Origin of the sequence: Candidatus Pelagibacter sp. HIMB1709, assembly GCF_052047635.1 — a bacterium.
Classification (GTDB): domain Bacteria; phylum Pseudomonadota; class Alphaproteobacteria; order Pelagibacterales; family Pelagibacteraceae; genus Pelagibacter.
In genome coordinates this window covers 136,700-160,642 of sequence record NZ_JBNAJW010000001.1, presented here as the reverse complement: position 1 = coordinate 160,642, position 23,943 = coordinate 136,700, and the positions used below count along the sequence as shown (strand labels likewise).

33 protein-coding genes and 1 riboswitch are annotated in these 23,943 nt (G+C 28.1%); of the genes, 7 read left to right on the top strand and 26 right to left on the bottom strand.

Translation table 11 applies throughout. The features are described from left to right. The first annotated feature begins 63 nt into the window (after positions 1 to 63). The 3 genes from ACTTAR_RS00950 to ACTTAR_RS00940 are packed head-to-tail and all read left to right on the top strand — an operon-like array spanning position 64 to position 993. Complete coding sequence (locus ACTTAR_RS00950; RefSeq protein ID WP_440680860.1) at positions 64 to 264, top strand: DUF6356 family protein; 201 nt, start codon at positions 64 to 66, stop codon at positions 262 to 264. Between the two features lie 35 nt (positions 265 to 299). Next, the gene (locus tag ACTTAR_RS00945; RefSeq protein ID WP_440697448.1) at positions 300 to 737 is read left to right on the top strand and encodes an N-acetyltransferase family protein; all 438 of its coding nucleotides are present in this window, start codon (positions 300 to 302) and stop codon (positions 735 to 737) included. Then, the gene (locus tag ACTTAR_RS00940) at positions 718 to 993 is read left to right on the top strand and encodes a methylated-DNA--[protein]-cysteine S-methyltransferase (protein WP_440680858.1); all 276 of its coding nucleotides are present in this window, start codon (positions 718 to 720) and stop codon (positions 991 to 993) included. Before ACTTAR_RS00945 ends, ACTTAR_RS00940 begins: the two co-directional genes overlap by 20 nt. A 534-nt stretch (positions 994 to 1,527) precedes the next feature. Here ACTTAR_RS00940 and ACTTAR_RS00935 read toward each other — a convergent pair. The 7 genes from ACTTAR_RS00935 to rplM are packed head-to-tail and all read right to left on the bottom strand — an operon-like array spanning position 1,528 to position 6,758. After that, complete coding sequence (locus ACTTAR_RS00935; RefSeq protein ID WP_440697447.1) at positions 1,528 to 2,379, bottom strand: DMT family transporter; 852 nt, start codon at positions 2,377 to 2,379, stop codon at positions 1,528 to 1,530. 16 nt (positions 2,380 to 2,395) lie between these two features. Beyond that, the gene (locus tag ACTTAR_RS00930) at positions 2,396 to 3,295 is read right to left on the bottom strand and encodes an AEC family transporter (RefSeq protein ID WP_440697446.1); all 900 of its coding nucleotides are present in this window, start codon (positions 3,293 to 3,295) and stop codon (positions 2,396 to 2,398) included. Further along, the gene (locus ACTTAR_RS00925) at positions 3,295 to 4,587 is read right to left on the bottom strand and encodes a homoserine dehydrogenase (RefSeq protein ID WP_440697445.1); all 1,293 of its coding nucleotides are present in this window, start codon (positions 4,585 to 4,587) and stop codon (positions 3,295 to 3,297) included. The genes ACTTAR_RS00930 and ACTTAR_RS00925 overlap by 1 nt, the downstream gene beginning before the upstream one ends. Continuing rightward, the gene (locus ACTTAR_RS00920) at positions 4,584 to 4,808 is read right to left on the bottom strand and encodes a hypothetical protein (RefSeq protein ID WP_440697444.1); all 225 of its coding nucleotides are present in this window, start codon (positions 4,806 to 4,808) and stop codon (positions 4,584 to 4,586) included. Before ACTTAR_RS00920 ends, ACTTAR_RS00925 begins: the two co-directional genes overlap by 4 nt. Continuing rightward, positions 4,805 to 5,827 (bottom strand): N-acetyl-gamma-glutamyl-phosphate reductase, encoded by a 1,023-nt coding sequence (gene argC / locus ACTTAR_RS00915; protein WP_440680763.1) that lies wholly within the window; start codon positions 5,825 to 5,827, stop codon positions 4,805 to 4,807. Before argC ends, ACTTAR_RS00920 begins: the two co-directional genes overlap by 4 nt. A gap of 33 nt (positions 5,828 to 5,860) precedes the next feature. Further along, positions 5,861 to 6,298, bottom strand: coding sequence for a 30S ribosomal protein S9 (gene rpsI / locus ACTTAR_RS00910; RefSeq protein ID WP_440633395.1), 438 nt, complete (start codon positions 6,296 to 6,298; stop codon positions 5,861 to 5,863). 1 nt (position 6,299) lies between these two features. Beyond that, positions 6,300 to 6,758: a 50S ribosomal protein L13 gene (gene rplM, locus ACTTAR_RS00905; protein ID WP_440680762.1), complete on the bottom strand. Its 459-nt coding sequence runs from the start codon at positions 6,756 to 6,758 to the stop codon at positions 6,300 to 6,302. A gap of 142 nt (positions 6,759 to 6,900) precedes the next feature. Continuing rightward, a riboswitch (SAM riboswitch) is annotated at positions 6,901 to 6,967 on the top strand. Positions 6,968 to 6,969: 2 nt separating this feature from the next. On the opposite strand from rplM, the gene ACTTAR_RS00900 reads away from it, so the two are divergent. Continuing rightward, complete coding sequence (locus tag ACTTAR_RS00900; protein WP_440697443.1) at positions 6,970 to 8,298, top strand: O-acetylhomoserine aminocarboxypropyltransferase/cysteine synthase family protein; 1,329 nt, start codon at positions 6,970 to 6,972, stop codon at positions 8,296 to 8,298. Between the two features lie 36 nt (positions 8,299 to 8,334). On the opposite strand, the gene ACTTAR_RS00895 is transcribed toward ACTTAR_RS00900, so the two are convergent. Further along, a complete protein-coding gene (locus tag ACTTAR_RS00895; RefSeq protein WP_440697442.1) occupies positions 8,335 to 9,306 on the bottom strand; it encodes a COX15/CtaA family protein in 972 nt (323 codons plus the stop codon). A gap of 88 nt (positions 9,307 to 9,394) precedes the next feature. On the opposite strand from ACTTAR_RS00895, the gene ACTTAR_RS00890 reads away from it, so the two are divergent. Continuing rightward, positions 9,395 to 9,685: a chorismate mutase gene (locus tag ACTTAR_RS00890; RefSeq protein ID WP_440697441.1), complete on the top strand. Its 291-nt coding sequence runs from the start codon at positions 9,395 to 9,397 to the stop codon at positions 9,683 to 9,685. Here ACTTAR_RS00890 and ACTTAR_RS00885 read toward each other — a convergent pair whose 3' ends face one another. From ACTTAR_RS00885 to ACTTAR_RS00860, 6 genes are read right to left on the bottom strand one after another with little or no spacing between them, the layout of a single operon-like run. Continuing rightward, positions 9,686 to 9,877, bottom strand: a complete 192-nt coding sequence (locus tag ACTTAR_RS00885) for a 50S ribosomal protein L33 (RefSeq protein ID WP_029454666.1) — start codon at positions 9,875 to 9,877, stop codon at positions 9,686 to 9,688. Then, on the bottom strand, positions 9,878 to 10,240 hold the full coding sequence (locus ACTTAR_RS00880; RefSeq protein ID WP_440680758.1) for a MerR family transcriptional regulator: 363 nt from the start codon (positions 10,238 to 10,240) through the stop codon (positions 9,878 to 9,880). After that, positions 10,233 to 10,532 (bottom strand): integration host factor subunit alpha, encoded by a 300-nt coding sequence (locus ACTTAR_RS00875; RefSeq protein WP_440680757.1) that lies wholly within the window; start codon positions 10,530 to 10,532, stop codon positions 10,233 to 10,235. Before ACTTAR_RS00875 ends, ACTTAR_RS00880 begins: the two co-directional genes overlap by 8 nt. After that, positions 10,529 to 11,533, bottom strand: coding sequence for a phosphate acyltransferase PlsX (gene plsX, locus ACTTAR_RS00870; protein WP_440680756.1), 1,005 nt, complete (start codon positions 11,531 to 11,533; stop codon positions 10,529 to 10,531). Before plsX ends, ACTTAR_RS00875 begins: the two co-directional genes overlap by 4 nt. 13 nt (positions 11,534 to 11,546) lie before the next feature. Further along, complete coding sequence (gene rpmF / locus ACTTAR_RS00865) at positions 11,547 to 11,729, bottom strand: 50S ribosomal protein L32 (protein ID WP_023853776.1); 183 nt, start codon at positions 11,727 to 11,729, stop codon at positions 11,547 to 11,549. 2 nt (positions 11,730 to 11,731) lie between these two features. After that, positions 11,732 to 12,199: a ubiquinol-cytochrome C chaperone family protein gene (locus ACTTAR_RS00860; protein ID WP_440680755.1), complete on the bottom strand. Its 468-nt coding sequence runs from the start codon at positions 12,197 to 12,199 to the stop codon at positions 11,732 to 11,734. On the opposite strand from ACTTAR_RS00860, the gene bamE reads away from it, so the two are divergent. Further along, a complete protein-coding gene (bamE, locus tag ACTTAR_RS00855; RefSeq protein WP_440697440.1) occupies positions 12,198 to 12,683 on the top strand; it encodes an outer membrane protein assembly factor BamE domain-containing protein in 486 nt (161 codons plus the stop codon). The two genes, ACTTAR_RS00860 and bamE, sit on opposite strands and share 2 nt — an antisense overlap. Here the strand turns inward: bamE and ACTTAR_RS00850 are convergent. From ACTTAR_RS00850 to ACTTAR_RS00800, 11 genes are all read right to left on the bottom strand, one after another. Next, positions 12,670 to 14,775 carry a sodium-translocating pyrophosphatase gene (locus ACTTAR_RS00850; protein WP_440697439.1) on the bottom strand — a complete coding sequence of 702 codons (2,106 nt, stop codon included), beginning with the start codon at positions 14,773 to 14,775 and terminating at the stop codon, positions 12,670 to 12,672. The genes bamE and ACTTAR_RS00850 overlap by 14 nt on opposite strands. 77 nt (positions 14,776 to 14,852) lie before the next feature. Further along, the gene (gene thiL / locus ACTTAR_RS00845; RefSeq protein WP_440680752.1) at positions 14,853 to 15,812 is read right to left on the bottom strand and encodes a thiamine-phosphate kinase; all 960 of its coding nucleotides are present in this window, start codon (positions 15,810 to 15,812) and stop codon (positions 14,853 to 14,855) included. Further along, a complete protein-coding gene (locus tag ACTTAR_RS00840) occupies positions 15,805 to 16,206 on the bottom strand; it encodes a transcription antitermination factor NusB (RefSeq protein ID WP_440680751.1) in 402 nt (133 codons plus the stop codon). Before ACTTAR_RS00840 ends, thiL begins: the two co-directional genes overlap by 8 nt. Next, a complete protein-coding gene (gene ribH, locus ACTTAR_RS00835; RefSeq protein WP_440680750.1) occupies positions 16,203 to 16,592 on the bottom strand; it encodes a 6,7-dimethyl-8-ribityllumazine synthase in 390 nt (129 codons plus the stop codon). The genes ACTTAR_RS00840 and ribH overlap by 4 nt, the downstream gene beginning before the upstream one ends. After that, positions 16,592 to 17,692, bottom strand: coding sequence for a 3,4-dihydroxy-2-butanone-4-phosphate synthase (gene ribB, locus ACTTAR_RS00830; protein WP_440697438.1), 1,101 nt, complete (start codon positions 17,690 to 17,692; stop codon positions 16,592 to 16,594). Before ribB ends, ribH begins: the two co-directional genes overlap by 1 nt. Next, complete coding sequence (locus ACTTAR_RS00825) at positions 17,679 to 18,272, bottom strand: riboflavin synthase (RefSeq protein WP_440680748.1); 594 nt, start codon at positions 18,270 to 18,272, stop codon at positions 17,679 to 17,681. The genes ribB and ACTTAR_RS00825 overlap by 14 nt, the downstream gene beginning before the upstream one ends. Then, positions 18,265 to 19,377, bottom strand: coding sequence for a bifunctional diaminohydroxyphosphoribosylaminopyrimidine deaminase/5-amino-6-(5-phosphoribosylamino)uracil reductase RibD (ribD, locus tag ACTTAR_RS00820; protein WP_440680747.1), 1,113 nt, complete (start codon positions 19,375 to 19,377; stop codon positions 18,265 to 18,267). Before ribD ends, ACTTAR_RS00825 begins: the two co-directional genes overlap by 8 nt. Further along, positions 19,358 to 19,816, bottom strand: coding sequence for a transcriptional regulator NrdR (gene nrdR, locus ACTTAR_RS00815; protein ID WP_440680746.1), 459 nt, complete (start codon positions 19,814 to 19,816; stop codon positions 19,358 to 19,360). Before nrdR ends, ribD begins: the two co-directional genes overlap by 20 nt. A gap of 3 nt (positions 19,817 to 19,819) precedes the next feature. Beyond that, entirely contained in the window at positions 19,820 to 21,127 is a 1,308-nt protein-coding gene (gene glyA, locus ACTTAR_RS00810; protein ID WP_440697437.1) for a serine hydroxymethyltransferase, read from the bottom strand. 6 nt (positions 21,128 to 21,133) lie between these two features. Further along, positions 21,134 to 21,559: a ribose 5-phosphate isomerase B gene (rpiB, locus tag ACTTAR_RS00805; RefSeq protein ID WP_075506748.1), complete on the bottom strand. Its 426-nt coding sequence runs from the start codon at positions 21,557 to 21,559 to the stop codon at positions 21,134 to 21,136. Between the two features lies 1 nt (position 21,560). Beyond that, positions 21,561 to 22,199, bottom strand: coding sequence for an aspartyl/asparaginyl beta-hydroxylase domain-containing protein (locus ACTTAR_RS00800; protein ID WP_440680744.1), 639 nt, complete (start codon positions 22,197 to 22,199; stop codon positions 21,561 to 21,563). A 73-nt stretch (positions 22,200 to 22,272) separates the two neighbouring features. On the opposite strand from ACTTAR_RS00800, the gene hemB reads away from it, so the two are divergent. Then, positions 22,273 to 23,262 carry a porphobilinogen synthase gene (gene hemB, locus ACTTAR_RS00795; protein ID WP_440680743.1) on the top strand — a complete coding sequence of 330 codons (990 nt, stop codon included), beginning with the start codon at positions 22,273 to 22,275 and terminating at the stop codon, positions 23,260 to 23,262. Here hemB and recO read toward each other — a convergent pair whose 3' ends face one another. Next, positions 23,263 to 23,943, bottom strand: a complete 681-nt coding sequence (gene recO, locus ACTTAR_RS00790) for a DNA repair protein RecO (protein WP_440680742.1) — start codon at positions 23,941 to 23,943, stop codon at positions 23,263 to 23,265.

Genomic DNA, 23,943 nt, shown 5'->3' with positions numbered 1-23,943 from the left:
ATTAATTATCGGAAATAATATATTAATAGAATTTATAAGTCAATATCTATATTTTAATTAATTATGATAAAAAAATCTAAACAACATCTTAATTCAGTTAACGAAAGTTATAGTGAGCACATGGTTGTAGCCACAAAAGTAAGTTTTATAATGCTAATTGGAGGTTTAATGGCTTTAATTCATGGATTTATACCTGCATTGTTTGAAAAAAGTGCAAGTGATAAGATTAAAAAATTATATAATTACATAAATCAAAAAAGATAATAATTACAATAATTTATAAAATATAATTAATATAAATGATTAGAAAAATTCAAAGAAAAGATAAAGAAAATTGGATAAAATTATATTGTGGATATGCTAGATTTTATAAAGTTCCTATGAAACAAGAGATTTTAGACACTTTATGGAGTTGGTTACACGACGAAAATCATGTTGTTAATGGAATTTGTTACGAAATTGAGGATAAAATTGTTGGAATTGCACACTACAGAACAATGCCAAGACCAATTAAAGGTCAATATATCGGATTTTTAGATGATTTGTTTGTGGATGAACATTTTAGAGGCCAAAAAATAGCTCAAAAACTTATCAAACACTTAGAATCCTTATCTAAAGAAAATAATTGGGATGGAATTCGTTGGATAACCCACTCTTCCAATGAGACAGCAAAAAAAATATATGATAAAATTGCAAAAAACACAGGATTTGAATTATATGAACTTAAAAGGGACTAAATTTCAGATAAAGGTTTGGAATTACTTAAAAAAAATACCTAGAGGAGAAGTCAGAACTTACCTTCAGGTGGCGAAAGCTATTGGTAGGCCAAAAGCTCATAGAGCAGTAGCAAATGCAGTTGGTAAAAACCCATATCCTCCGAAAATACCTTGTCATAGGGTAATTAGGACTGATGGATCACTCGGAGGATACTCAGGAAAAGGTGGAATTAAGACTAAACTGCGTTTACTTAGATCTGAAAAAGTAGACATTTAAGGTTAAAAAAGTGTTGAAAATAAAGGTTTTTAATCAGTTTTCACACATAATCACGTAAATAGAGCTATTCACCCTTCAGTTGTACTATAGATCTAAATATAACTAAATAAATACCCTCTATGGGCGATTAAAGAGCATATTCTATTACTGCATTGCTCTATTTTTAAATGATTTCAATCCTTTTTTAATGTCTTAAATTTGCTTTATTTTAGAGTTTTTTTTAAGCCACCTGCCCTACAATTTTTGATGAAAAAGAATACTTTAGAATTCTATTAGTAAAAAACTGTTGAAATTAAACACTTTTAGAAATTTATATTATTTTAATCGCTTTTAACTAAATTTAGTGTTTTTTTTAAATCAATGTGACCCAAAAAAAGCCTTTAATATTAATTATTACAATTAAAAAACCGAAATATTACTCTACTTCACTACATATTAATGTATTTTTATATATTAAATTTATTTAATAATTACAGTAATTTAATGTAATATATTAATGTTAAACATTAATAATTAGTATATAAATAATTACTATTAATTACTTGTTTTTAAAATGTACTCTCTTCTCGTTATATAGAGACCGCTTAAGACAATTATAAAAAGACCTAAGTAAGTCCAATTATCAGGTAATTCATGAAAGAAATAATAGCTAATTAATATGTTGGTTATGATTTCCGTATAGCCCAAAGGAGCTAATTTAGATGCATCAGCATATTTAAGTGATAAAATTAGGAAAAGATGGGCTACAGAGGCTATAAGGCCGATTAAAGCCATTAAAATCCACTGATTTGTAGTAGGATTTATCCATACAGAAGGCATAAATAAGCTAATAATGACTGTTCCAATTAAACCTGAAAGCAAAAGCGTTAAAAGAGGGTTATCTGAAGTACTTAGTTTTCTAGTTATAATAAGGTAAAATCCATAACAAATTCCATTTCCCAAAGCAGCTAAAGTAGCAAAATTAAGCTCAATAAAACCTGGCCTAATAACAATCAAAGTTCCAATAAATCCCAAAGAAACAGCGGTCCACCTCTTAACCCCTACTTTCTCATTTAAAAAAAATGGAGATAAAGCTGTTACACAAATTGGAGCTACAAATGCTAATGTTAAGGCTTTAGGGAGCGAAATTTCAGAAATCGCATAAAAGAATAAATATGTAGAAAAAACAAATATCAATCCTCTTATTAGTTGAAGACCTGGTTTTTTGGTCCAAACAAGTGATTGTCTATAAAAAATAAGCATTAACGACAAGGTAAAGACTACAGTAAAAAAATATCTGGCCCACGTTATTTGCAAAACATCCATTGATGAGCTTAAATATTTAGCAAAAGCATCCATCACTGGAACAATCATCCAAGCAGATGCATTTAAAATTATAGCCTTCATAATAGAAGGATATCCTTTAATAGAAATATTTTAAAGCAAAGAATATTGTTATAGGAACTGTTATAAATGACATTATAGTTGATACGACAATCATACTTGCTATGCTATCAACAACTTCTTTTGAAGAATACATTGAGCCAACCAAGTAAGTTAAAACAGCACTTGGCATTGAACATTGAATTAATAATACACCTGCAGCAAATCCAGATAGATTAAAATATTTAATTAATATAAAACCAATTACAGGACCAATAATTACTCTTCCAATTGATGAAATAAAAGCTGATTTGAATGAAAAAACCTTAAATCTTGTTAATGCTATACCTAAAGACATTAATATTAAAAAAATTGCAGCATAAGTTAGCATCATGGTTGTGTTGAACAAAAATACAGGAACTTCAATTTCAAAAAATAAAAATAAGACTGATATTATTATTGCATAAACAGGTGGACTTCTTAAAAGTAAACTAAGTTCAAATTTTTTACTTGCCAAAAAAACACCCAAAGTAAAATGGAAAAGAATTACTAAAGAGGAAATTGTTGCAGCAATGCCCAAACCTTGATTTCCATAAGCAAATAAACACAAAGGTAACCCCATATTACCTGTATTAGGTAAAATAAAAGGAGGTAGTTCTGTTACAATGTCTTTTTTAAGAAATTTTAAAAAAATTATTCCTATAAAACTAAAGCCAATTATAAGAATTAATGAATACCAAAAATATTCTACAAAAATGTTAAATGAAATGCCTGTGGTTGTTATTGCATAAAATACCATTGCTGGACTACCAATATTCCCAGCAAAATTTGTAATAAAATCTGTATCTAACTTTGGGTTTTTTTTTCCAAGATAATAGCCAATAGCAATGATAAAAAATACAGGAAATAAAACTTCAAAAAGCTTGAAATAAATTTCCATTAATCAAGCAATCTAATTAACGTAGGTGATTTTAAGATATTCTTATTTTTTTTAAATATAGATAAACAGCTATTACAATTTAATTCTGTGGTTTTATGAGTAACTATTACAATTGTAGCTTTATTATTTTTTTTATCTGGAGTTTGAATTAATCTTTTGACAGAAATTTTATATTTAGCTAAACGATTGGTTATTTGGGATAAAACGCCTGGTTTATCTTTAACTTCAAATCTTAAATATAAAGAATTAATATAATTATTTACATTGTAAGTCTTTAAAGTTTTTAGCTTATTTACACTTACACCAAATGGCTTTTTGATGTTTCCTCTTAAAATAGATAATAAATCAGATAATAAAGATGATGAAGTAGGACCTGGTCCAGCACCCTCCCCTTGTAATAAACTTTCTCCCACTGGTTTACCATTAAGGATCACAGCATTCATTACTCCATTTACATTACCAATATACGATTTTTTACTGACAAGACATGGATGAACAGTTTCAAAAAGTTGATTATTTTTGAGTTCAGAGATACCCAGTAGTTTAATTCTTAAGTCTAATTGATTTGCAATTTTAATATCTTTTAAATCAATCTTTTCTATTCCTTCCATTAAACATTTTTTATTTGATATTTTACTATTAAAAGCCAAAGCAGATAAAATTCTTACTTTTGCAAATGCGTCAAAACCATTTAAATCTAATTTAGGATTACCAGGTTCTGCATATCCAAGCAGTTGAGCTTTTTTCAAAACATCTACAAAATTTTGCTCAGAATTTTCCATCTCTGATAATATATAATTTGAAGTACCATTTAAAATTCCATAAACTTTAGATAATTTATTAGTAGCTAATCCTTCTTTAATAGATCTCAATATCGGTATCCCACCAGCAACAGATGCTTCGAATTCTAAATTGACATTATTTTTTTCAGCTAGTTTTGCTAAATTGTTTCCATGTTTTGAAATTAAAGCTTTGTTTGGTGTAATTACATGAATTTTATTCTTTAAAGCAGTTTCAACTAATTTTTTAGAAACTCCATCAGATTGTCCAATTACTTCAAATAATATATCAACTTTTTCTTTTTTAAAAATTTCAAAAGGATTTTTATAAAAAATTTTTCTATTAATTTTATATTTTCTTTTTTTATTTATATTTTTTGCAGAAATAGCTACTACATTTACTCTTTTGCCTGTTTTAATTTCAATATCTTTTTTTTTAACAATTAGTTCATTAAATAAATAATTACCAACTTGACCAAGTCCAACAACTGCAACATTCACTATATTATTCATTTGCTTATATCTGGATATTTACTTTTTTTAGTATAGTCATCTATATAAATCTCATATTCTTCTAATGTCATTTTTGTTATATCGTCTGACTTTTTAAGTATTTCAGTTATTTTTTTTTTATTTTTTTTATTTTCGGCAGGATGTTCTGTCCAATACTGAGAATCTTTATTTAAAGAACAACTACATAAAAAAATTAGAAAAATAATGAACAAATATTTCATTTTAAAGCAGTTCTTTCGGGAAAATTAAATTTATTATTTAAATTTTGAACAGCCTGACCTGCTCCACCTTTTATTAAATTATCTATTGCAGAAATAATGATTATTTTATTTTTATATTTTGATTTACACACTGTGATAAAGCAATTGTTTGTATTGATAACATCATTTGTGCTCAAGAGTTTATCAGAGTCTAATATTTTAACAAAATTTTCTCCCTTATAAAACATCTCAAGTGTTTTGATAATTTTTGATTGATTTATATTTTTTTCTAAATCTAGATAAATTGTACTTAATATACCTCTAAACATTGGAGATAAATGTGGAGTAAAACTAAATTGAAAATTTTTATTTGTAAATTTGCTTAAAAATTGATGAATTTCAGAATTATGTCTATGAAAACCAACACCATAAGCACTTAAAGACTCGTATAAATTCTTATCTTTATATTTTTTATGAACTCCTCTACCGGCACCAGAATATCCAGATTTTGAATCAATAATTATATTATCTAATTTAACTAATTTTTTTTTAATTAGTGGAACAAGAGGTAATAATATTGATGTTGGGTAACATCCTGGACATGAAATAATATTGTGATTTTTTAATTCATCACGATTTATTTCTGGCAAACAATAAATGCTTTTCTTCTGTAGTTTTGGGGCTCGATGTTTTTGTTTATACCATTTTAAATAATCATTAGCTTTTTTTAATCTAAAATCTGCTGCTAAATCAATTAGAGTAATATTATCATTAAGTTTTTTTGCTATATCTTGAGCTTCACCATTTGGTAGAGCTGTAAAGACAACATCAATACCATTTAACAATTTAGGATTAAATTTTACGATTTTAGGTAATTTTTTTTTGGACAGAGATTTGTCATAATAAGAAATATTTTTTCCAACAGACGAATTTCCACATAAATATCTAATATTAATATATTTGTGGCTAATTAATAACTTGATTAATTGAACGCCAATATATCCTGTAGATCCGGCAACTAATGCATTAAGCTTAGGCATTTTTTATTATAGCAGTTTAAATTGTAAAAAAAATTATCTTTTAGAAAACTGGAAGCTTCTTCTTGCTTTTCTTCTTCCAGGTTTTTTTCTCTCAACAGCTCTAGAGTCTCTGGTTGTAAGCTTTTCAGTTTTCAATGTTGTTTTTAAATTTTCATCAAAGAGAACTAAAGCTTTAGAAATACCATGAACCATTGCTCCAGCTTGACCTGTAGGTCCACCACCTTTTACACTACATCTAACATCATAATCTGTAGCTTGATTTATAATCTCAAAAGGTCTTGTAATTTGCATTTTATGAATTTCGTCAGCAAAATATTCATTATATAATTTGCCATTTACATAAATTTTACCAGAACCTTTTTTTAACCAAACTTTCGCTATTGAAGTTTTTCTTCTACCTGTCGCGTACTTACTATCTTTAAAATCTAACTTTAATTTTGGAGTTTTTATGTTTGATTGTACGTTTTCCATATTAATTTCTTGCAATGTTTTTATTGTTTAGTTTATCTAATTCTATAATTTTTGGATTTTGTGCAGCATGAGGATGGTCACTTCCAGAATAAATTTTTAATTTTGTTAATTGTTTTCTACCCAAAACTCCACCGGGCAACATTCTTTTAACTGCTAGTTTTAAAGTTTCTCCAGGTTTTTTTTCATGAAGTTTTTCTGGTGTAGTAACTTTAATTCCACCAGGATGCCCTGTATGTCTATAGTACTTTTTATTTTGAAACTTCTTACCAGTAAATTTTGCTTGTTCGATATTTTTTACTACAACAAAATCTCCATCATCCATGTGAGGTGTATATGTAGTCTTATTTTTACCTCTAATAATATTAGATACAACAGTCGCTAATCTTCCCACAACTGCATTTTTTGCGTCTATCTCGTACCAGGATGATGTGACTTGATCTTTTTTTGTGAATTTTGTCATTGTGCCAGGATTAATACTATTAAATTATTCAAAGTCAATTTTATATTTAGCTTGTAAAACATAACTAATATGCTATTTGTCTTACGCCGATTTGATCCTATTGCGGGCATAAAACTGCTAAAATGGAATTTTAACAAAATTTTAAATCGGTAGGCATTTGAACTGTATTGTGCGCCTTGCAGAAAGCAAAAGCACTAAAAAAGGAGTAAAAATGAGTACAAAAAGAAATAATCCAGAAACTATTGCGATACATGGTGGAGATTACAGAAGTGATCCAGCTACAAATTCGGTAGCAGTTCCAATTTATAGAACAACCTCGTATCAATTTAATAACACTGAACATGCAGCTAATTTATTTGCGTTAAAAGAGTTTGGAAACATCTATACACGAATAATGAATCCAACTAACGATGTGTTAGAAAAGAGAATCGCTGCTCTTGAAAGTGGTCTTGCAAGTTTAACTGTAGCTTCTGGTCAAACTGCTTCTACTTTTGCAATATTAAACGTTGCTCAAGCTGGAGACAATATTGTCAGTTCAACAGATTTATATGGTGGAACAGTTTCGTTGTTTACACATACTTTAAGTAAGCTTGGTATAGAAGTAAGATATGCAGATCCTTCTGATCCAAAAAACTTTGAAAAAGCAATAGACGATAAAACTAGAGCTTTTTATGGAGAGACATTGCCAAACCCATATTTAAGAGTTTTTCCAATTAAAGAAGTTTCAAATATTGGTAGAAAATATAACATTCCATTAATCTTGGATAACACTGCTGCCCCTGTAATTTGTAAACCAATTGAACATGGTGCTGCTGTGGTTGTTTATTCTTTAACAAAATATATAGCAGGTCATGGAACAGTAGTTGGAGGCGCACTGGTAGATGGTGGAAATTTTGATTGGACAGCAGATCCAAAAAGACAGCCACTATTTAATGAACCAGATGCAAGTTATGGAGGTGTTGTTTGGGGTAAAGCTGTGCCTGAATTAACAGGTGCAAATGTTGCCTTTGCAGTACGAGCAAGGGTAACCTTGTTAAGAGATTTGGGATCAGCACTTTCTCCAGATAATGCATTTGGTGTTATACAAGGACTTGAAACAGTTGCTTTAAGAATGAAACAACATTGTGATAATGCTGCAAAAGTGGTTGAGTACTTAAAAAATCATAAAGCTGTTGAGAGAGTAATTTATGCTACTGAACATAATGAGGAGATATCAAACAGAGCAAAAAAATATCTAAAGAATGGTAATGGTGCTTTAGTTGGTATTGAATTAGCTGGTGGTATCGAGGCTGGTAAAAAGTTCATTGAGGCTTTAAAAATGTTTTATCACGTCGCAAATATAGGTGATGCTAGAAGTTTAGCAATACATCCAGCAACAACTACTCATAGTCAATTAAATGAAGATGAATTAGCTGCTTCTGGTGTAACCCCTGGGTATGTTAGACTTTGTATTGGTTTAGAACATATTGATGATATCATTGATGATTTAGATCAAGCTTTAGATAAGTCATCAAAAGGTAATTTAAAAGCAGTTAGTTAGTTTTATTATTATGTCTACAAATAGAAACTAGTTAATTTATCTTTTGTATTGAGAACTAAATACAAGATACAAAGTTGAAAGTATTACCAAAATAGAATTTATCTGGTGTAAAGATGCAAATAACATTTTTACTCCAGATAAAATAGTTATCACGCCAAGAATAATTTGAAGTAACAAACTAAAGCCAATTATTGCAATTGGTTTAAATAAATTTTTATTTCCTGAATTTATTATTTTGAAGAGAATTAAAGCATAAATTACGAAGATTATGTATGCCAAATTTCGATGAATAAATTGAACAATCGATGGATTATCAAAAACTTTTAAATTTAAAAATTCTTTAAAACTACTATCGTCTGGAAAATAATTAACTCCCATTAGTGGCCATGTGTTATAAATTTTACCAGCATCCATACCAGATACAAAAGCTCCTATAATTATTTGCAGAAATAATAAAAATAAAAATATTTTTAGAATAAAAAAATCATTAACAACTATTTTGTTTAAAGAAGATGACAATTTTAAAAATTGCCAATACACAATTGATAAAATTATAAAGGCTGTAACCAAATGTATTGCTAATCTATAATGACTAACATCAATTCTTTCAACTAATCCACTTGATACCATGTACCAACCCAAAAATCCTTGAAAACAAACTAGTAAAAAAATAATTCCATATTTTTTAATAATCCAAAATCCATGCTTGATTGAAAAATAGATCATTGGGAGCAACACCGTTAAACCTATTATTCTTCCCAACTGTCTATGTCCCCACTCCCACCAAAATATTACTTTAAAGTCATCTAAAGTCATGTTGTAGTTTTGTTGGGTGTACTCAGGTATCGTTTTATATAAATTAAAATACTCTAACCATTTTTCATTTGAAAAAGGTGGAAAAAAACCAACAAATAATTCCCACGTGGTAATAGATAGACCAGAGTCTGTTAATCTTGTTAAACCACCCACTAATATAATTAAAGAAACCAAAACTAATAGTGATAGCATCCACAATTTAAGTTGATAATTTAAATGATTATTCTCACTGTACATGCTCAGATAAATATAATAATTATTAAGTATTCCAATAAATTAAATGTCGCCAAATAATAAAAAAAAACTAGATTTAATAAGAGTTAAATTAGACAAATTAGATAATAAGTTATTATCTCTCATAAAAAAAAGAACAAAATTAGTTGAAGAAGTTTTAAAGCTAAAAGAATTTAAAAAAGAAATAGTAGATAAAAAAAGAATCAACCTCATATTAAAGAATATTAAAGCAAAATCTATTAAACAGAGAATTGATCCTAGGATTACTAATCGAATATGGAAAAATATGATCTGGTCTTATATTGATTACGAAAGAAGAAATTTTAAAAAAAAATAGTTATTTGCTATGTGGTGGGAGTTTTTTTTCCACAAACATTTCATGCTTTCGTGTATCTGGATTGTATTTTTTAGCAGATAACTTAACTTTTGCTTTTTCACCACCAGCAGGTTTTTTTACATAATAAAAAAAAGAACTGTCGGGTTTGGCCTCAGGTACTAATCTAACTTTTACGTGGGTTTTTTTTGCCATTTATTTTAATGTTTTTAAAATTTCAGAAATCTTAGTTAATTTATTTTTCAATTTTTCAGCTTTTATAGATTTATCTGCCATTTCGTCAAGCTTTAAAGTATCTTCATTATCTAGGAGTTTTTTTACCCCATTGATTGTCATACCTTGCTCTTTGAGTAAAAATTTAATTTTTTTTAGAAGGTCTATATTTTTTTCATCATAATATCTTCTATTAGAGTTCAGGATTTTTGGTTTTAATTGTTTAAATTGTGTTTCCCAAAATCTTATTATGTGTGTTGGCAAAATACCTTTTTTATTTACTTTTAAACCTAAAATTTGCGCAACTTCACCTATAGTTTTGTAGGCTTGATCTGCTTTATCCATTGTTTTTATTGTTAATAAAGTCCTTAAATTCTTTTGAAGGTTTAAATAAAACTACATCTCTGCTTGAAATCATTTTTGTTTCTTTAGTTTTTGGATTTCTTCCTATTCTTGATTTTTTTTGTCTTACTGAAAAAGTGCCGAATTTTGATAATTTAAGTTTTTTTTCAGATATAATATTTTCTGTAATTGTTGATAAAAAATCCTCAATCAAATTATCTGAGATTTGCTTAGAAAAACCAAGCTGCATATAAATTAAATTAACTAAATCTTTCTTAGTTAAATTTATTCTCATATCAGATTCTTTTTGATCTTTTCTATCAAATTACCTTTTACAATTCTATGACAAACATCTAGTGAATTTGAAAAGCCAACAAAATCAGTACCTCCATGGCTTTTAACAACAGGAGAATCTAGACCAATAAATATAGCTCCGTTATATAATCTTGGATCTAATCTTTTCTTAAACTTATTTAAATTCGATATATTTAATAAAGAAGATATTTTTCCTAAAATAGAACTTGTCATTGTACTTTTTAATTCACTTACTATAAAATTAGCTGTTCCTTCAGCAGTCTTAAGTGCTACATTTCCAGTGAACCCATCAGAAACGATTACATTTACGTCACCATCCATTATGTGGTTTCCTTCTATGTATCCAGAAAAATTGTAATTTTCAGATTTTTTTTCATTAAGTAATTGATAAGTCTCTTTTATAGTTTCATTTCCCTTTAATTCCTCAGAGCCAATATTTAATAAAGCTACATTTGCCTTATTATTTGGAAATAAAGAGTTATAAAGAGCAGCTCCCATAATAGAAAAATCTTTTAGATTTTTTGAACTACATTCAATATTTGCACCTAAATCTAGCACAACACTCATTCCCTTTTTATTTGGCCACAAAGCTGATAAAGCAGGTTTATCTATGCTTTCAATCATTTTAAGATTTAATTTCGATACAACTAATAATGCACCAGTATTTCCTGCAGATATAACTATATCAGCTTGATGATCCTTTACACTTTGTACAGCAAGCCACATACTCGTGTCTTTACCTCTCTTGGCTCCTTCTAAAGGACTATCAGTACTTTTAATTGAATTTGCTGTATGAATAATTTCATAGAATTCATTTTTTATTTTACCTTTTAGCAGAGGTAATATTAATTTTTCATCACCAAAAATTTTATAGAATACATCTTTATTTAATTGATGATTTAGTATGATACCATCAATTGTTTTTTTAGGAGAACCATCCCCTCCCATTGCATCAACTGCAATTTTAATTTTTTCAGACATTTTAATTAATATATTATTCTTTTGGGTCTAAAACTTGTCTGCCCTTGTACATACCAGTTTTAAGATCTAGGTGATGTGATAGTCTATACTCACCAGATTTTTTATCTTCAACTATATTCTTAGTTGAAAATTTCATAGTTTGTGCCCGTCTCATTCCAGTTCTGGATGGGGTTTGTTTACGTTTTGGTACAGCCATAATTATGGGTTAATTACACTTTTTAAATAATAATTCAAATTTTTTTTTGATAAATTTTCATTAAATTCATCAAAATACTCAAGTAAATGTTCAATATTTTGAAATTCACTCAAAAATAAAGAAATTTTATTTAATTTTTCGTTTTTATTTAATGTGTCCCAAAAATGTATTTCTGAAACCATTGAATGAAAAAGATTTATATAAGCCTTCATTTTCTTATTAATTGATTGATCGCCGTAACCTATTTCTCGAATACTTAGCTCTAATTGTCTAAAATTAAAATCATAAATTTCTTGTAAAATTTCTTTATTTTCCTCATTTTTAAAATTTTTCAAAAAAAATGAAAAATGTAGTAAAAAAAGTGTTAATCGATCAGAAAAATTATCATCTCTATTTAAATTTTTATATAAATCTTTATTTCTAGTTAAATTAATTAAATTATTATAAATATTTAAATATTTTTGGTTCATGAAAAATTTATTATATATAATTTTATTTTCTTTTATAGTTTCAAATTGCTCAATAAAAACTGTTGTAAAACATCATGGTGTTCCTATGTTAGAAAAAAGACAAGAGTCTTTAATTGTAAATAAAACAAATAAAAATGATATTATTAAAGCCTTAGGTAGTCCTTCAACTAAAAGTAAATTTAATAATGACATATGGATATATATTGAGAGAAAGCAAACTCAATCAAAACTTAAAAATCTTGGAAGAATGAAAATTTATGAAAACAATGTGTTAGTTCTTGAAATTGATAAATACGGCTTATTAAAAAAAAAAGATTTATATAATAAAGATGATATGAATAATTTAAAAATTGCAAAAAACATTACTGGTAACGATTTTAAAAAAAACACATTCATTTATAATTTTTTTTCCAGCTTAAGACAAAAAATTAATGACCCTCTTAATAAAAGGGTCAATAATCAGAAAAAAATTAGCCAGCGATAACTGCTAATAAAAGCAGAGCAACAATGTTTGTAATCTTAATCATTGGGTTAACTGCAGGACCTGCTGTATCTTTGTAAGGATCACCAACTGTATCACCAGTCACAGCAGCTTTATGTGCCTCAGAACCTTTACCGCCATGATTACCGTCTTCGATATATTTTTTAGCATTATCCCAAGCACCACCACCTGCTGTCATTGATACAGCAACGAATAGTCCTGTTATAATAACACCTAGAAGCATTGCACCAACAGCAGCTAAAGCAGCAACTTGTCCACCTATGCCTAAAATTATAAAATACAAAACAACAGGAGATAATACTGGTAGCAACGAGGGAATGATCATTTCTTTAATTGCAGCAACAGTTAATAAATCCACTAATTTTGCATAATCAGGTTTCTGTGTTTTTTTCATAATACCTGGAAACTTTTTGAATTGTCTTCTAACTTCAACAACAACAGCACCACCTGCTCTACCAACAGCTTGCATACCCATTGAACCAAACAAATAAGGTAACATTCCTCCAATTAATAATCCGACTACAACATAAGGGTTAGATAAATCAAATGTTACAACAATACCTTCTAAAGCAGATCCTGCTTCCTTTGAAAAATGTTTAATATCTTCAGTATAGGCAGCAAATAAAACTAACGCTCCTAAACCAGCTGAACCAATTGCATAACCTTTTGTTACAGCTTTAGTTGTGTTACCAACAGCATCTAAAGCATCAGTTGTTTTTCTTACTTTTTTATCCAAGTTGGACATTTCAGCTATCCCACCTGCATTATCTGTTACAGGACCATAAGCATCTAAAGCAACAACCATTCCAGCTAAAGCTAACATCGTTGTTACAGCAATTGCAATTCCAAATAATCCAGCAATGGAATTTGTAATTAGAATTCCTGCTACAATTATTAGTGCTGGCACCGCAGTAGCTTCCATTGAAACAGCTAATCCCTGAATAACATTTGTTCCATGACCAGTAGTAGATGATAAAGCAACTGATTTAACTGGTCTATAACTTGTTCCAGTGTAATATTCAGTGATCCAAATTAATAATCCAGTTATAACTAATCCTATTACGCCACAATAATATAAATTCATTCCATTAAAAGTTTTACTGGCAACAGTGTATTCATTTGAAAAACCAATTACGTGATCCGTTACTGGCCAAAGAATAACTAAAGATGCTATAGCAGATACAATAAAACCTTTGTATAAAGCATTCATAACATTTTTGTCTTTTCCAAGTTTAACAAAGAATGTTCCTACTATAGATGTTAATAAACAAGCAGCTCCAATAGTTAAAGGATAAATCATCATATTAAGGTCACCAACAAAAAATATTGATGATAAAACCATTGTAGCAACAATTGTTACAGCGTAAGTCTCAAATAAGTCAGCAGCCATACCAGCACAATCTCCAACATTATCACCTACGTTATCTGCAATAACAGCTGGGTTTCTTGGATCATCTTCTGGAATTCCAGCTTCGACTTTACCAACAAGGTCAGCTCCAACATCTGCGCCTTTAGTAAAAATACCACCACCTAGTCTTGCAAAAATTGAAATTAAAGAAGCTCCAAAACCTAGAGCAACAAGAGCGTTTACAATCTCTCTTTCATCAACTTCATATTTCAATAATAAAAAATAATAAACTGCTATTGACAACAAAGCTAAACCAGCAACCAACATACCAGTTACAGCACCTGATTTAAATGCAACAGATAGACCTTGAGCTAGACCTTTTCTTGAAGCTTCAGCAGTTCTAACGTTAGCCTCAACAGAAACTAACATACCTACATAACCTGCAATACCAGATAATGTTGCACCAATTAGATAACCAAGTCCGACTAGTGGACTAAACGCAATACTAACTATAACCAAAACAGCTGCACCAACAATTGCAATTGTTTTGTATTGTCTAGCTAGATACGCTTTCGCTCCAATTTGAATTGCAGATGCAATATCCTGCATTTTTGCATTTCCAGCACTTGAATTTAAAATATTCTTACCAGTTAGAAATCCATATACGATGGACAAAAAACCAGCTCCGATTGTGTACAATAAAATAGTTTCAACAGTTGCGCTCATATAACCCTTAAGTTGTTGGTTGTTAATTTTTTAAGCCCGGACAATACAAAAAAAGTCAAAAAAGACAATAATTAACTTCAAAATTGATGGATATAACCTCTTGTATTATTGGCGATTTCCCTACCTTTTTGATCAAAAATCAAAGACATGTTTTTTCCAGATAAAATAGAACCAATTTTAGAAATTTTCACTCCAAGAGATTTACTTAACTTATCTATGATTCTGGCTTTATTAGGTCTAGCTGTAAACAAAATTTGATAATCATCACCGTTGGAAACTAAGTCTATTTTTTTATAATTTTTATCACTGACTAAATAAGCAAGGTTTCTTGATACAGGGATAAGTTTCTCATAAATTTTAAAAGAAACATCTTGTTTGTTTATTAATTTATTTAAGTCTACAATTAACCCATCAGATATATCCATTGAGCTAGTTGCAAAAGAAAATAGTTTTTTAGTTAATTTATTTTGGATATCAGGCATATAATATTTGTTAATGAAATATTTAGATTTATGTTTATTTAGTTTTATTTTATTTTTTAAAATCTGAAGTCCAACAAAGCTGTCTCCTAAATTTCCTGTAACATAAATATCATCATTGACTGTACATTGATTCCTAAAAATTATTTTATTAGAAAATCCAATTGAAGTAATTGTAAAACTAAGTTTATTAGAGAAAACTGTATCTCCGCCTCCTAAAGATAAATTATATTTTTTTTGCTCTTCTTTTAAAGATTTAGATATTTTTTTAAGATTACTTTTTGTAAAGTTTTTTTTGTTACCAGATCCAGCAATAAAATAATATTTAGGTTCAACTCCTTTACAAATTAAGTCTGAAATGGAGGATCTTATAATTTTTTTAATAACTAAATCAGGTTTTGTAAAATCAATGAAATGTGTTCCTAAATTGTATGTATCTACTGAAACAATTAATCCTTTTTTTTTATCGTAAAAAACATCATCATTTAAATTTAAAGCTGCTTTATTTTTTTTTGAAATACCAGAAAAATAATTGTTAATTAATTCAAATTCATGCATTTGTTCTTAATTTTTTCCCAATATTATCTAGTAAAGCATTTAGGTACTTTGTTTGCGAATTTTCTAAGAAATAATTTGAAGAATTTAAGTACTCTTTAATAATTATATTTAAAGATAAATTTGGTTTATACATTAATTCATAAGTTGCAGCTTTTAAAATAGTTTGAAAAACTTTATCTAAATTTTCAAAAATAAATTCATCACCTAGTTTATTTTTCAACTCATCTAAAATTAAATCATTTCTTTCGATTGTTCCTAAAACTATATCTTTTATAAATTTTTTAAATCTATGTTTGGGAAAATTTAATTCATCATCTTCATTATAAAATTTACCGTACAGTTTTTGTATTATAATTACTCTTGGGTTATTTTTTGGATTAAAATGTGTTCTCATTTTTGAGACAAAACAGAAATTACTGCTTCCGCTGCTTCTGCACCTTTTTTCTTTCTCGCTTTAGCTTGAGACATATTTAGACAGGTAATTATTCCATTTCCAATTGGTTTTTTGCTAGAGATTGATAGCTCCATTATGCCATTGGTAGCCGCTTGAGAAATAAAATCAAAGTGAGGAGTTTGACCTTTAATTACGCAACCAAGGGCTAAAAAAGCATCAAACTTTTTTATATTTTTAGAAATAGTTACCGGTATTTCAAAAGCTCCAGGAACGTTAATAATTTTTATATTATTTTTTTTTGAGATTAATTTTAAAGCACTTTTAAGCAAACCATCAGCAATATCTTTGTAATAATCAGCTATAACAATTAAAATTTTTTTCTTCATTAGATTAATTCTTGTTTGGTAATTTTTATACCATATCCATCCAAACCAATAACTTTTTTTGGAGATTTTGTTATTAATATCATGTTTTTTATTTTTAAATCTTTTATTATTTGTGCTCCAATTCCATAATTTCTAATTAATTTATCATTCCCTTTTTTATAAAAATTTTTATTTTTATAATCTTTTAGAGTTTGGGTTACAGATTTTAAATTAGAGTCTTTAATAAATACCAAAACACAATTTGTATATTTTTTAAAATAATTTAAAGTTTTGTTAAATGAGTTTGGCAATTGTTGATTTATTAAATAATTTTTAACAACATTCGAAGAAATTACCCTTACTCTTGGAGTGATACCTTTTTTAATCTTCCCTTTAATTAAAGCAAAATGTTCAGCTCCATCAATTAAATTTTCGTAAATTCGAATATTATACTTTTGATCTTTGACTATAATTGAACTTTGTTTTTTTAATTTTATTAGTTTTTCTTTTTTAAGTCTATAAGCAATCAAATCTTCAATCTTACCAATTTTAAGTTTATGTTTATTTGCAAAATTAAATAAATCTCTCCCTTTTGCCATTGTGCCATCTTCATTCATGATTTCACAAATCACAGCTGAATTATTTTTTTTTGCTAATTTTGAAATATCAACCGAAGCTTCAGTGTGACCAGCTCTAACAAGAACACCTCCATCTTTTGCTATTATAGGAAAAACATGACCAGGAGATACAATATCATTTTTGTTAGCATTTTTCTTTGAGGCAACTTTAATTGTTTTGGCTCTATCCTTCGCTGAAATTCCTGTTGTAATTCCCTTTTTAGCTTCGATAGAAATGGTAAATGCAGTTTTATTCCTTGATTGATTAATTGGTGACATTAATGAAAGGTTTAACTTTTTTGCCTGAACACTATCTAGAGCTAAACAAATTAAACCTCTGCCATACTTGGCCATAAAATTTATGTTTTTTGAATTAGTATCTGATGTGGATATTACTAAATCGCCTTCATTTTCTCTTTTTTCATCATCAACTAAAATAAACATTCCACCTTTTCTGGCAATACTGATGATAGTTTCTATTGATGCAAAATTATTTTTTGTCATTAAAATAATTTCTTACATATTTAGACAAGATATCAATCTCAATATTTACCAAACTAGATTTTTTTAAAGTAGATAAATTGGTCTCTTTATAAGTATGGGGAATAATCCAAATTTGAAAACCTTTTTTTGTAATTTTTGAAATTGTAAGAGAGATACCATTTACACATATTGACGCCTTCTCTATTAAATGTTTTCTCTCTTTTTTTGGTATCTCAAAATCAAAAAGATAAGATTTATCTATTTTATTAATACTATTAACTATTCCAACCGTATCCACATGACCCTGACAAATATGGCCAGAAATTTTAGTTCCATATTTCAAAGGTAATTCTAAGTTCAAAATATCATTTTCTTTAAGAAATTTAAATTTAGATCTAACCAAAGTTTCATTAGATAAATAAAACTCCATTATTTTTGACTTATAGGAAATTAGTGTGAGACATACCCCATCACATGCAACTGACAATCCCATATCTTTTGATGAAACCTTTAAATTACTTTTAACAAATATATTGATGCCTTTTGGTCTTCTAGTAATTCTTTTGACAATACCTTGGTTATATATAATTCCGTTAAACATAGTTTTTATAAAATTCTATTTTATCCTTTTTTAATTTAAGGTTTAGTTTTGACTTATATCTATATTTTGATTTTAAAGTATTTAAACTGTTAAATTCAACAAATTCAGTTTTTTTAGACAAATTATTTGAACTTTTAAACAAATAAAATTTATTGAAAATTTTATCATATAGGAATGATTTTGTAAGTTTATCTCCACCTTCAACCAATAAATTTCTACTACCTAATAAATAAAGTTTTTTTAATATTTCTTTTAAATTGAATTCTTTATTTTTATTAATTTTAGATTTTATTAATAAGACTTTTTTAGATTTAAATAATGAGATTTTTGATTTTGTTGCTTCATTGTAAAAAATAATTGTTTTTATTTTAGTTGCAGATTTTATTAAGTAAGAGTTTGGATTAGAATTTAGCTTATTATCTAAAATGACTCTTATAGGTGAAAAATTATTTTTGTTTTTAAGTCTACAATTTAGTTTTGGATTATCTTTGTTTAAAGTTTTGTGTGAAATTAATATCGTATCATTTTTATATCTTAAAAAATGTGAAAACTTATCAGAATAAATATTAGTAATTTTTTGCTTTTCTTTGCTATAAATTAAATTGTTCTTTGAAACTGCAATTTTACCTGTAACAAAAGGTATTTTATTTTTTCTGTTAAAAAAATAAGGATAGTAAAACCGACTGATTTCTTTTTTTAAAAGATTTTTTCTAACTTTTATTTTACTTGATTTTAAAACTTTAAAAGATTTTCCACTAACACGTTCGTCAATATCAGAATTTGAGTAAATAACTTCTGATATTTTTGATTTAATTATTAAATTTGTACAAGGTGGTGTTTTTCCTTTATGACAACACGGTTCTAATGTGACATACATCTTTGAACCAGCAACATTTTCAATAGAGTCTTTAATTGCATTTCGTTCAGCATGAGGCCTTCCATCATGTGAAGTCTGTCCTATAGATATAATTTTATTATTTTTAACAATTACACATCCAACAGATGGATTTGTGCCGGTTAAACCTTCGCGAGCAATTGCCAAATTAAGGGCAATTTGCATGAATTGTTTATCTTTACTGGTAAATTTATCTTTTTTTGTAGACATCTAATCTGTCCACGAATTGCACAAAGTCTTTTTCTTCTCTAAAATTTCTATAAACGGAAGCAAAACGCACGTATGCTACAGGATCAAGCTCTTTTAATCCTTCCATAACCATTGTTCCAATTGTACTAGTTGATATTTCTGTTTGACCCAGTTCTTCTAAGGCTCTTGAAATTTTACTAATAAATTTTTCTGCGGTTGCTGTATCTATAGGTCTTTTTTTAAGAGCTATATAAATTGATTTAGACAACTTATCTCTGTCAAAAGAAGATTTTCTTCCATTTTTCTTAACTACCATTAGCTCTCTAAATTGAATTCTTTCAAAAGTGGTGAATCTTTCTCCGCAAATGCACAGTCTTCGTCTTCTTATAGCGGTGCCATCCTCTGTAGGTCTTGAGTCTACAACTGAAGTATCACCTTTTTTTTCACAAGGACAAATCATTCTTTATAAATTTTTATATATTGGAAATGATGAAGTTAGACTAATAACTTCATTTCTAACTTCATTTTCAACTTTGCTATTATCATCTGGGTTTTCAGATAAACCTTTAATAGTTTTTGTTATCAATTCGCCTACAGTTTTAAACTCATTTAAACCAAATCCACGAGTTGTGGCTGCTTGAGTACCCAATCTAATTCCCGATGTAATCATTGGTTTCTCTGTATCAAAAGGTATTCCATTTTTATTACATGTTATGTTGGCTCTTGATAGACTTTCCGCTGCAAGATTTCCCTTAACATTAAAAGGTCTTAAATCAACAAGCATTAAATGAGTATCAGTTCCATCTGAATAAATTTTAAATCCATTGTTTTTTAAAGTTTCGGCTAAGATTTTTGCATTAGCTAAAACAGATTTTATATAATCTTGAAAATCTGGTTGAAGAGCTTCTAGAAAACCAGCAGCTTTAGCAGCAATAATATGCATCAAAGGTCCACCTTGATAACCAGGGAAAACAGCTGTGTTAAACTTTTTACCAAGCTCCTCGTCATTAGACAAAATTATTCCACCTCTTGCACTTCTAAAAACTTTATGTGTAGTTGAGGTTACAACATGAGCGTAATCACATGGATTTGGATAACCTTTACCAGCCACAAGTCCTGAGAAATGTGCCATATCAACCATTAAATAGGCTCCTACTTTATCAGCTATTTCTCTAAATCTTTTAAAATCTATTACTCGAGAATAAGCACTGCCGCCTGCTATTATTAATTTAGGTTTATGCTGTAAAGCAAGTTTTTCAACATTATCATAATCAATAAGTTCAGAATCTTTATCAACGTCATAACCTATAGCGTTAAACCATTTACCTGACATAGATATTTTCAATCCGTGTGTTATGTGTCCACCTGAATTTAAACTCATTCCCATAAATGTATCTCCAGGATTTAATAAAGCTAAAAATACAGCTCCATTTGCTTGGGCTCCAGAGTGAGGTTGTGCATTTGCATATTTACAATTAAATAATTTTTTTAATCTCTCAATTGCAAGACTTTCTGCAACATCGACATGTTCGCAACCATTATAGTATCTTTTTCCAGGATATCCTTCGGCATACTTATTAGTTAAAACTGATCCTTGAGCTTCAAGAACTGCTTGAGAAACTATATTTTCTGATGCAATTAATTCTATATGTTGTTGTTGTCTTAAGAGTTCGTCTTTTATAGCTTTATATAATTCAGGGTCTTTGCTAGACAAACCATCTTCGAAGAAACTCTTGTAACTATCGTTTAAATAACTTTTTTCACTAGACATAATTAATTATATTTTTTTTACTCTTTTTAAGTGTCTTCCACCTTCGAACTTTGTATTTAAAAAAATGCTAATAAATTTTAATGCATTTTTTTTAGTTAGTAATCTAGACCCTAATGTAATGATATTTGCATCATTATGCAATCTAGATAATTTAGTAGATTTTTCATTAAAGCATTGAGCGGCTCTAACATTTTTATGTTTATTTGCTGCAATATTCATTCCAGTACCTGATCCACATACCAAAATACCAATATTTTTTTTAGATGAATTTACTTTTCTTGCAACTTTATGTGCATAATCTGGGTAATCAACGCTATTCTCATTTGAAGGACCAAAATCTTGGAAATTAATTTTTTTCTTTTCTAAATAAATTTTAATTGCTTCTTTAAGTTTAAAACCAGCGTGATCTGAAGAGATAAATATCTTTTTCAAATTAATTGAATTTATAATCTAGCACACAAGCAACAAGGTGGACTCTATTTTCTTCACCACCATTAAATGCATTATGATATTTTGTGTTATTAGTCACCCAAACAGAACCATCTGCAGGCATATGTTTTGCAACATTATCTATAACCATTAAGCATCCAGGATTAGTTACGATTGGAATATGCAATCTTGGTTCTGGATCTCTATGCCAACTTAAAGTTGATCTTGGTTCTTTTAATAAAATTCTTACTCTACCCAATTTATATTTACTTGATAAAACATCATAAACTTCTTTAAAATAAGTATTCTCATAATCTTTTATAAATTCAGAATAAGCTGCTTCATCAATTTCTATATCTCTAGAAACCTCTTTTCCAGTTTTATCAGGTTTAGTCCAATAAACACCTCTAGCTTTATTGCCTTTGATTGAATCAGGATCACCAGGAATTTGAGTTAATGAAATAGCTCCAAAGTGTGTTATCCCAGCATCTTCGAATTTTTTTGTCTTAATAATTTGGTTATAAGCCTCTTGAAGTTTATTTATATCAAATTTCAAGTTTTGTTTTTGAAAATCACTAAAATCTAAAATTCTTTCTTCTTTTTTTAGGTTTAGGTTTACAACTTTTGTGTTATCAATGCTCATAAAAATGGTTTTGTACTTAATTTAAGAGATATTTGTATAATACATTTGTCGCATTAATAAAGTAAATTTAAACATGATTGTAGGAAAATATCCAAGCCTAAGATTAAGAAGAAACAGAAAATCTTCCTGGACTAGAAAACTAATACAGGAAAATACCCTAAGTCCTAATGATTTTATTCTTCCAATTTTTCTTATTGATGGAGTAAATAAAAAACAACATATAAAATCGATGCCTGGCGTCTACAGGTATTCAGTAGATAGAATCAGTCAAATTATCGACAAAGCAATCAGCAAAGGAATTCCAATGGTTGCTCTTTTCCCAAATACAAAAAAATCATTGAAAAATGAACTTGGATCAGAAGCACTCAATGAAAATAATCTTGTTTGTAGAGCATCAAGAATGATTAAAAAAAAATACAAAAATCAAATTGGAATTATGTGTGATGTTGCATTGGACCCTTATACCTCTCATGGACATGACGGATTAATCAAATCTGATAAAATTTTAAATGATGAAACAATTCAAGTTTTAATAAACCAATCTTTACTTCATGCTGAAATGGGTTGCGATGTCTTAGCTCCATCAGATATGATGGATGGTAGGATTGGTAAAATTAGAAAAGCAATCGATCAAAACAATTTCCAAGAAGTTCAGATTTTATCTTATGCAGCAAAATATGCATCCAGCTTTTATGGTCCCTTTAGGGATGCCGTCGGGTCAAAAAGTTCATTAAAAGGAGATAAAAAAACATATCAAATGGATTTTAGAAATTCTGATGAAGCATTGAGAGAAGTTGCTTTAGATATAAAAGAAGGAGCTGATATGGTTATGGTTAAACCAGGAATGCCATATTTAGATATAATTAAATCAATTAAAGAAAAATTCAAAATCCCAGTTTTTGCTTATCAAGTATCTGGAGAATACAGTTTAATAGAAAATGCTATTAATAAAAACCTTGTAAATAAAGATGCAGTGTATGAAAGTTTAGTGGCTTTCAAAAGAGCTGGTGCAAATGCAATTGTAAGTTATTACGCTGATCGAATTGACAAAATAATAAAGTAATCACCTTAAAGTATTAAGAAATAACAATCTATTATTTGGAAAATTAATATTGTTTGGTTTTAAAATCGTTTTATCTAGATAATCATTAACTAACTTCAAACCTTTTAATAAAATTTTAATATCTTTTACCTCTTTATCTTTTTCAATAAGAAAGTTTGGAACATATTTTTTTTCATTTGATGATGAAACATAATAAACAGTTTCGTTATTTTCAGTATCTTTCTCTACTAAGTTTTGTAATTCTAAATCATAACCTAATATTTTGAGTAATTCTAATTCCCAAAAAATATATTTTTTTAACCAATTTTTATCTTGTAAAATTAAAAAGAAATTATGAATTATGAAAAAAACTTTTTCATTTGATTGTGCGTCTGCTGTTAAAATTTTAATCAAATTCATTGCAGAGGTTAAGCATGATAATTTTTGCCTATCATCAAAATACAAAGGACTGTAAGCATTTAAAATTTCAACTTTAAAATAGCCAATCCTATTTTCATTTTTTGAGTTATAATTAACATGCAATTTATTTCCTATTTGTAGATAATTTTTAATTTTTTTTGATGTTCCGCCAAATATAATGCCTGATACTTTGCCTTTTTCTTTGGTGAAAATTTCTACAATCAAGGAGTTTTCGTTATATCTATTTTTACTTAACAAAAAACCTTCATCAGACCAATTCAT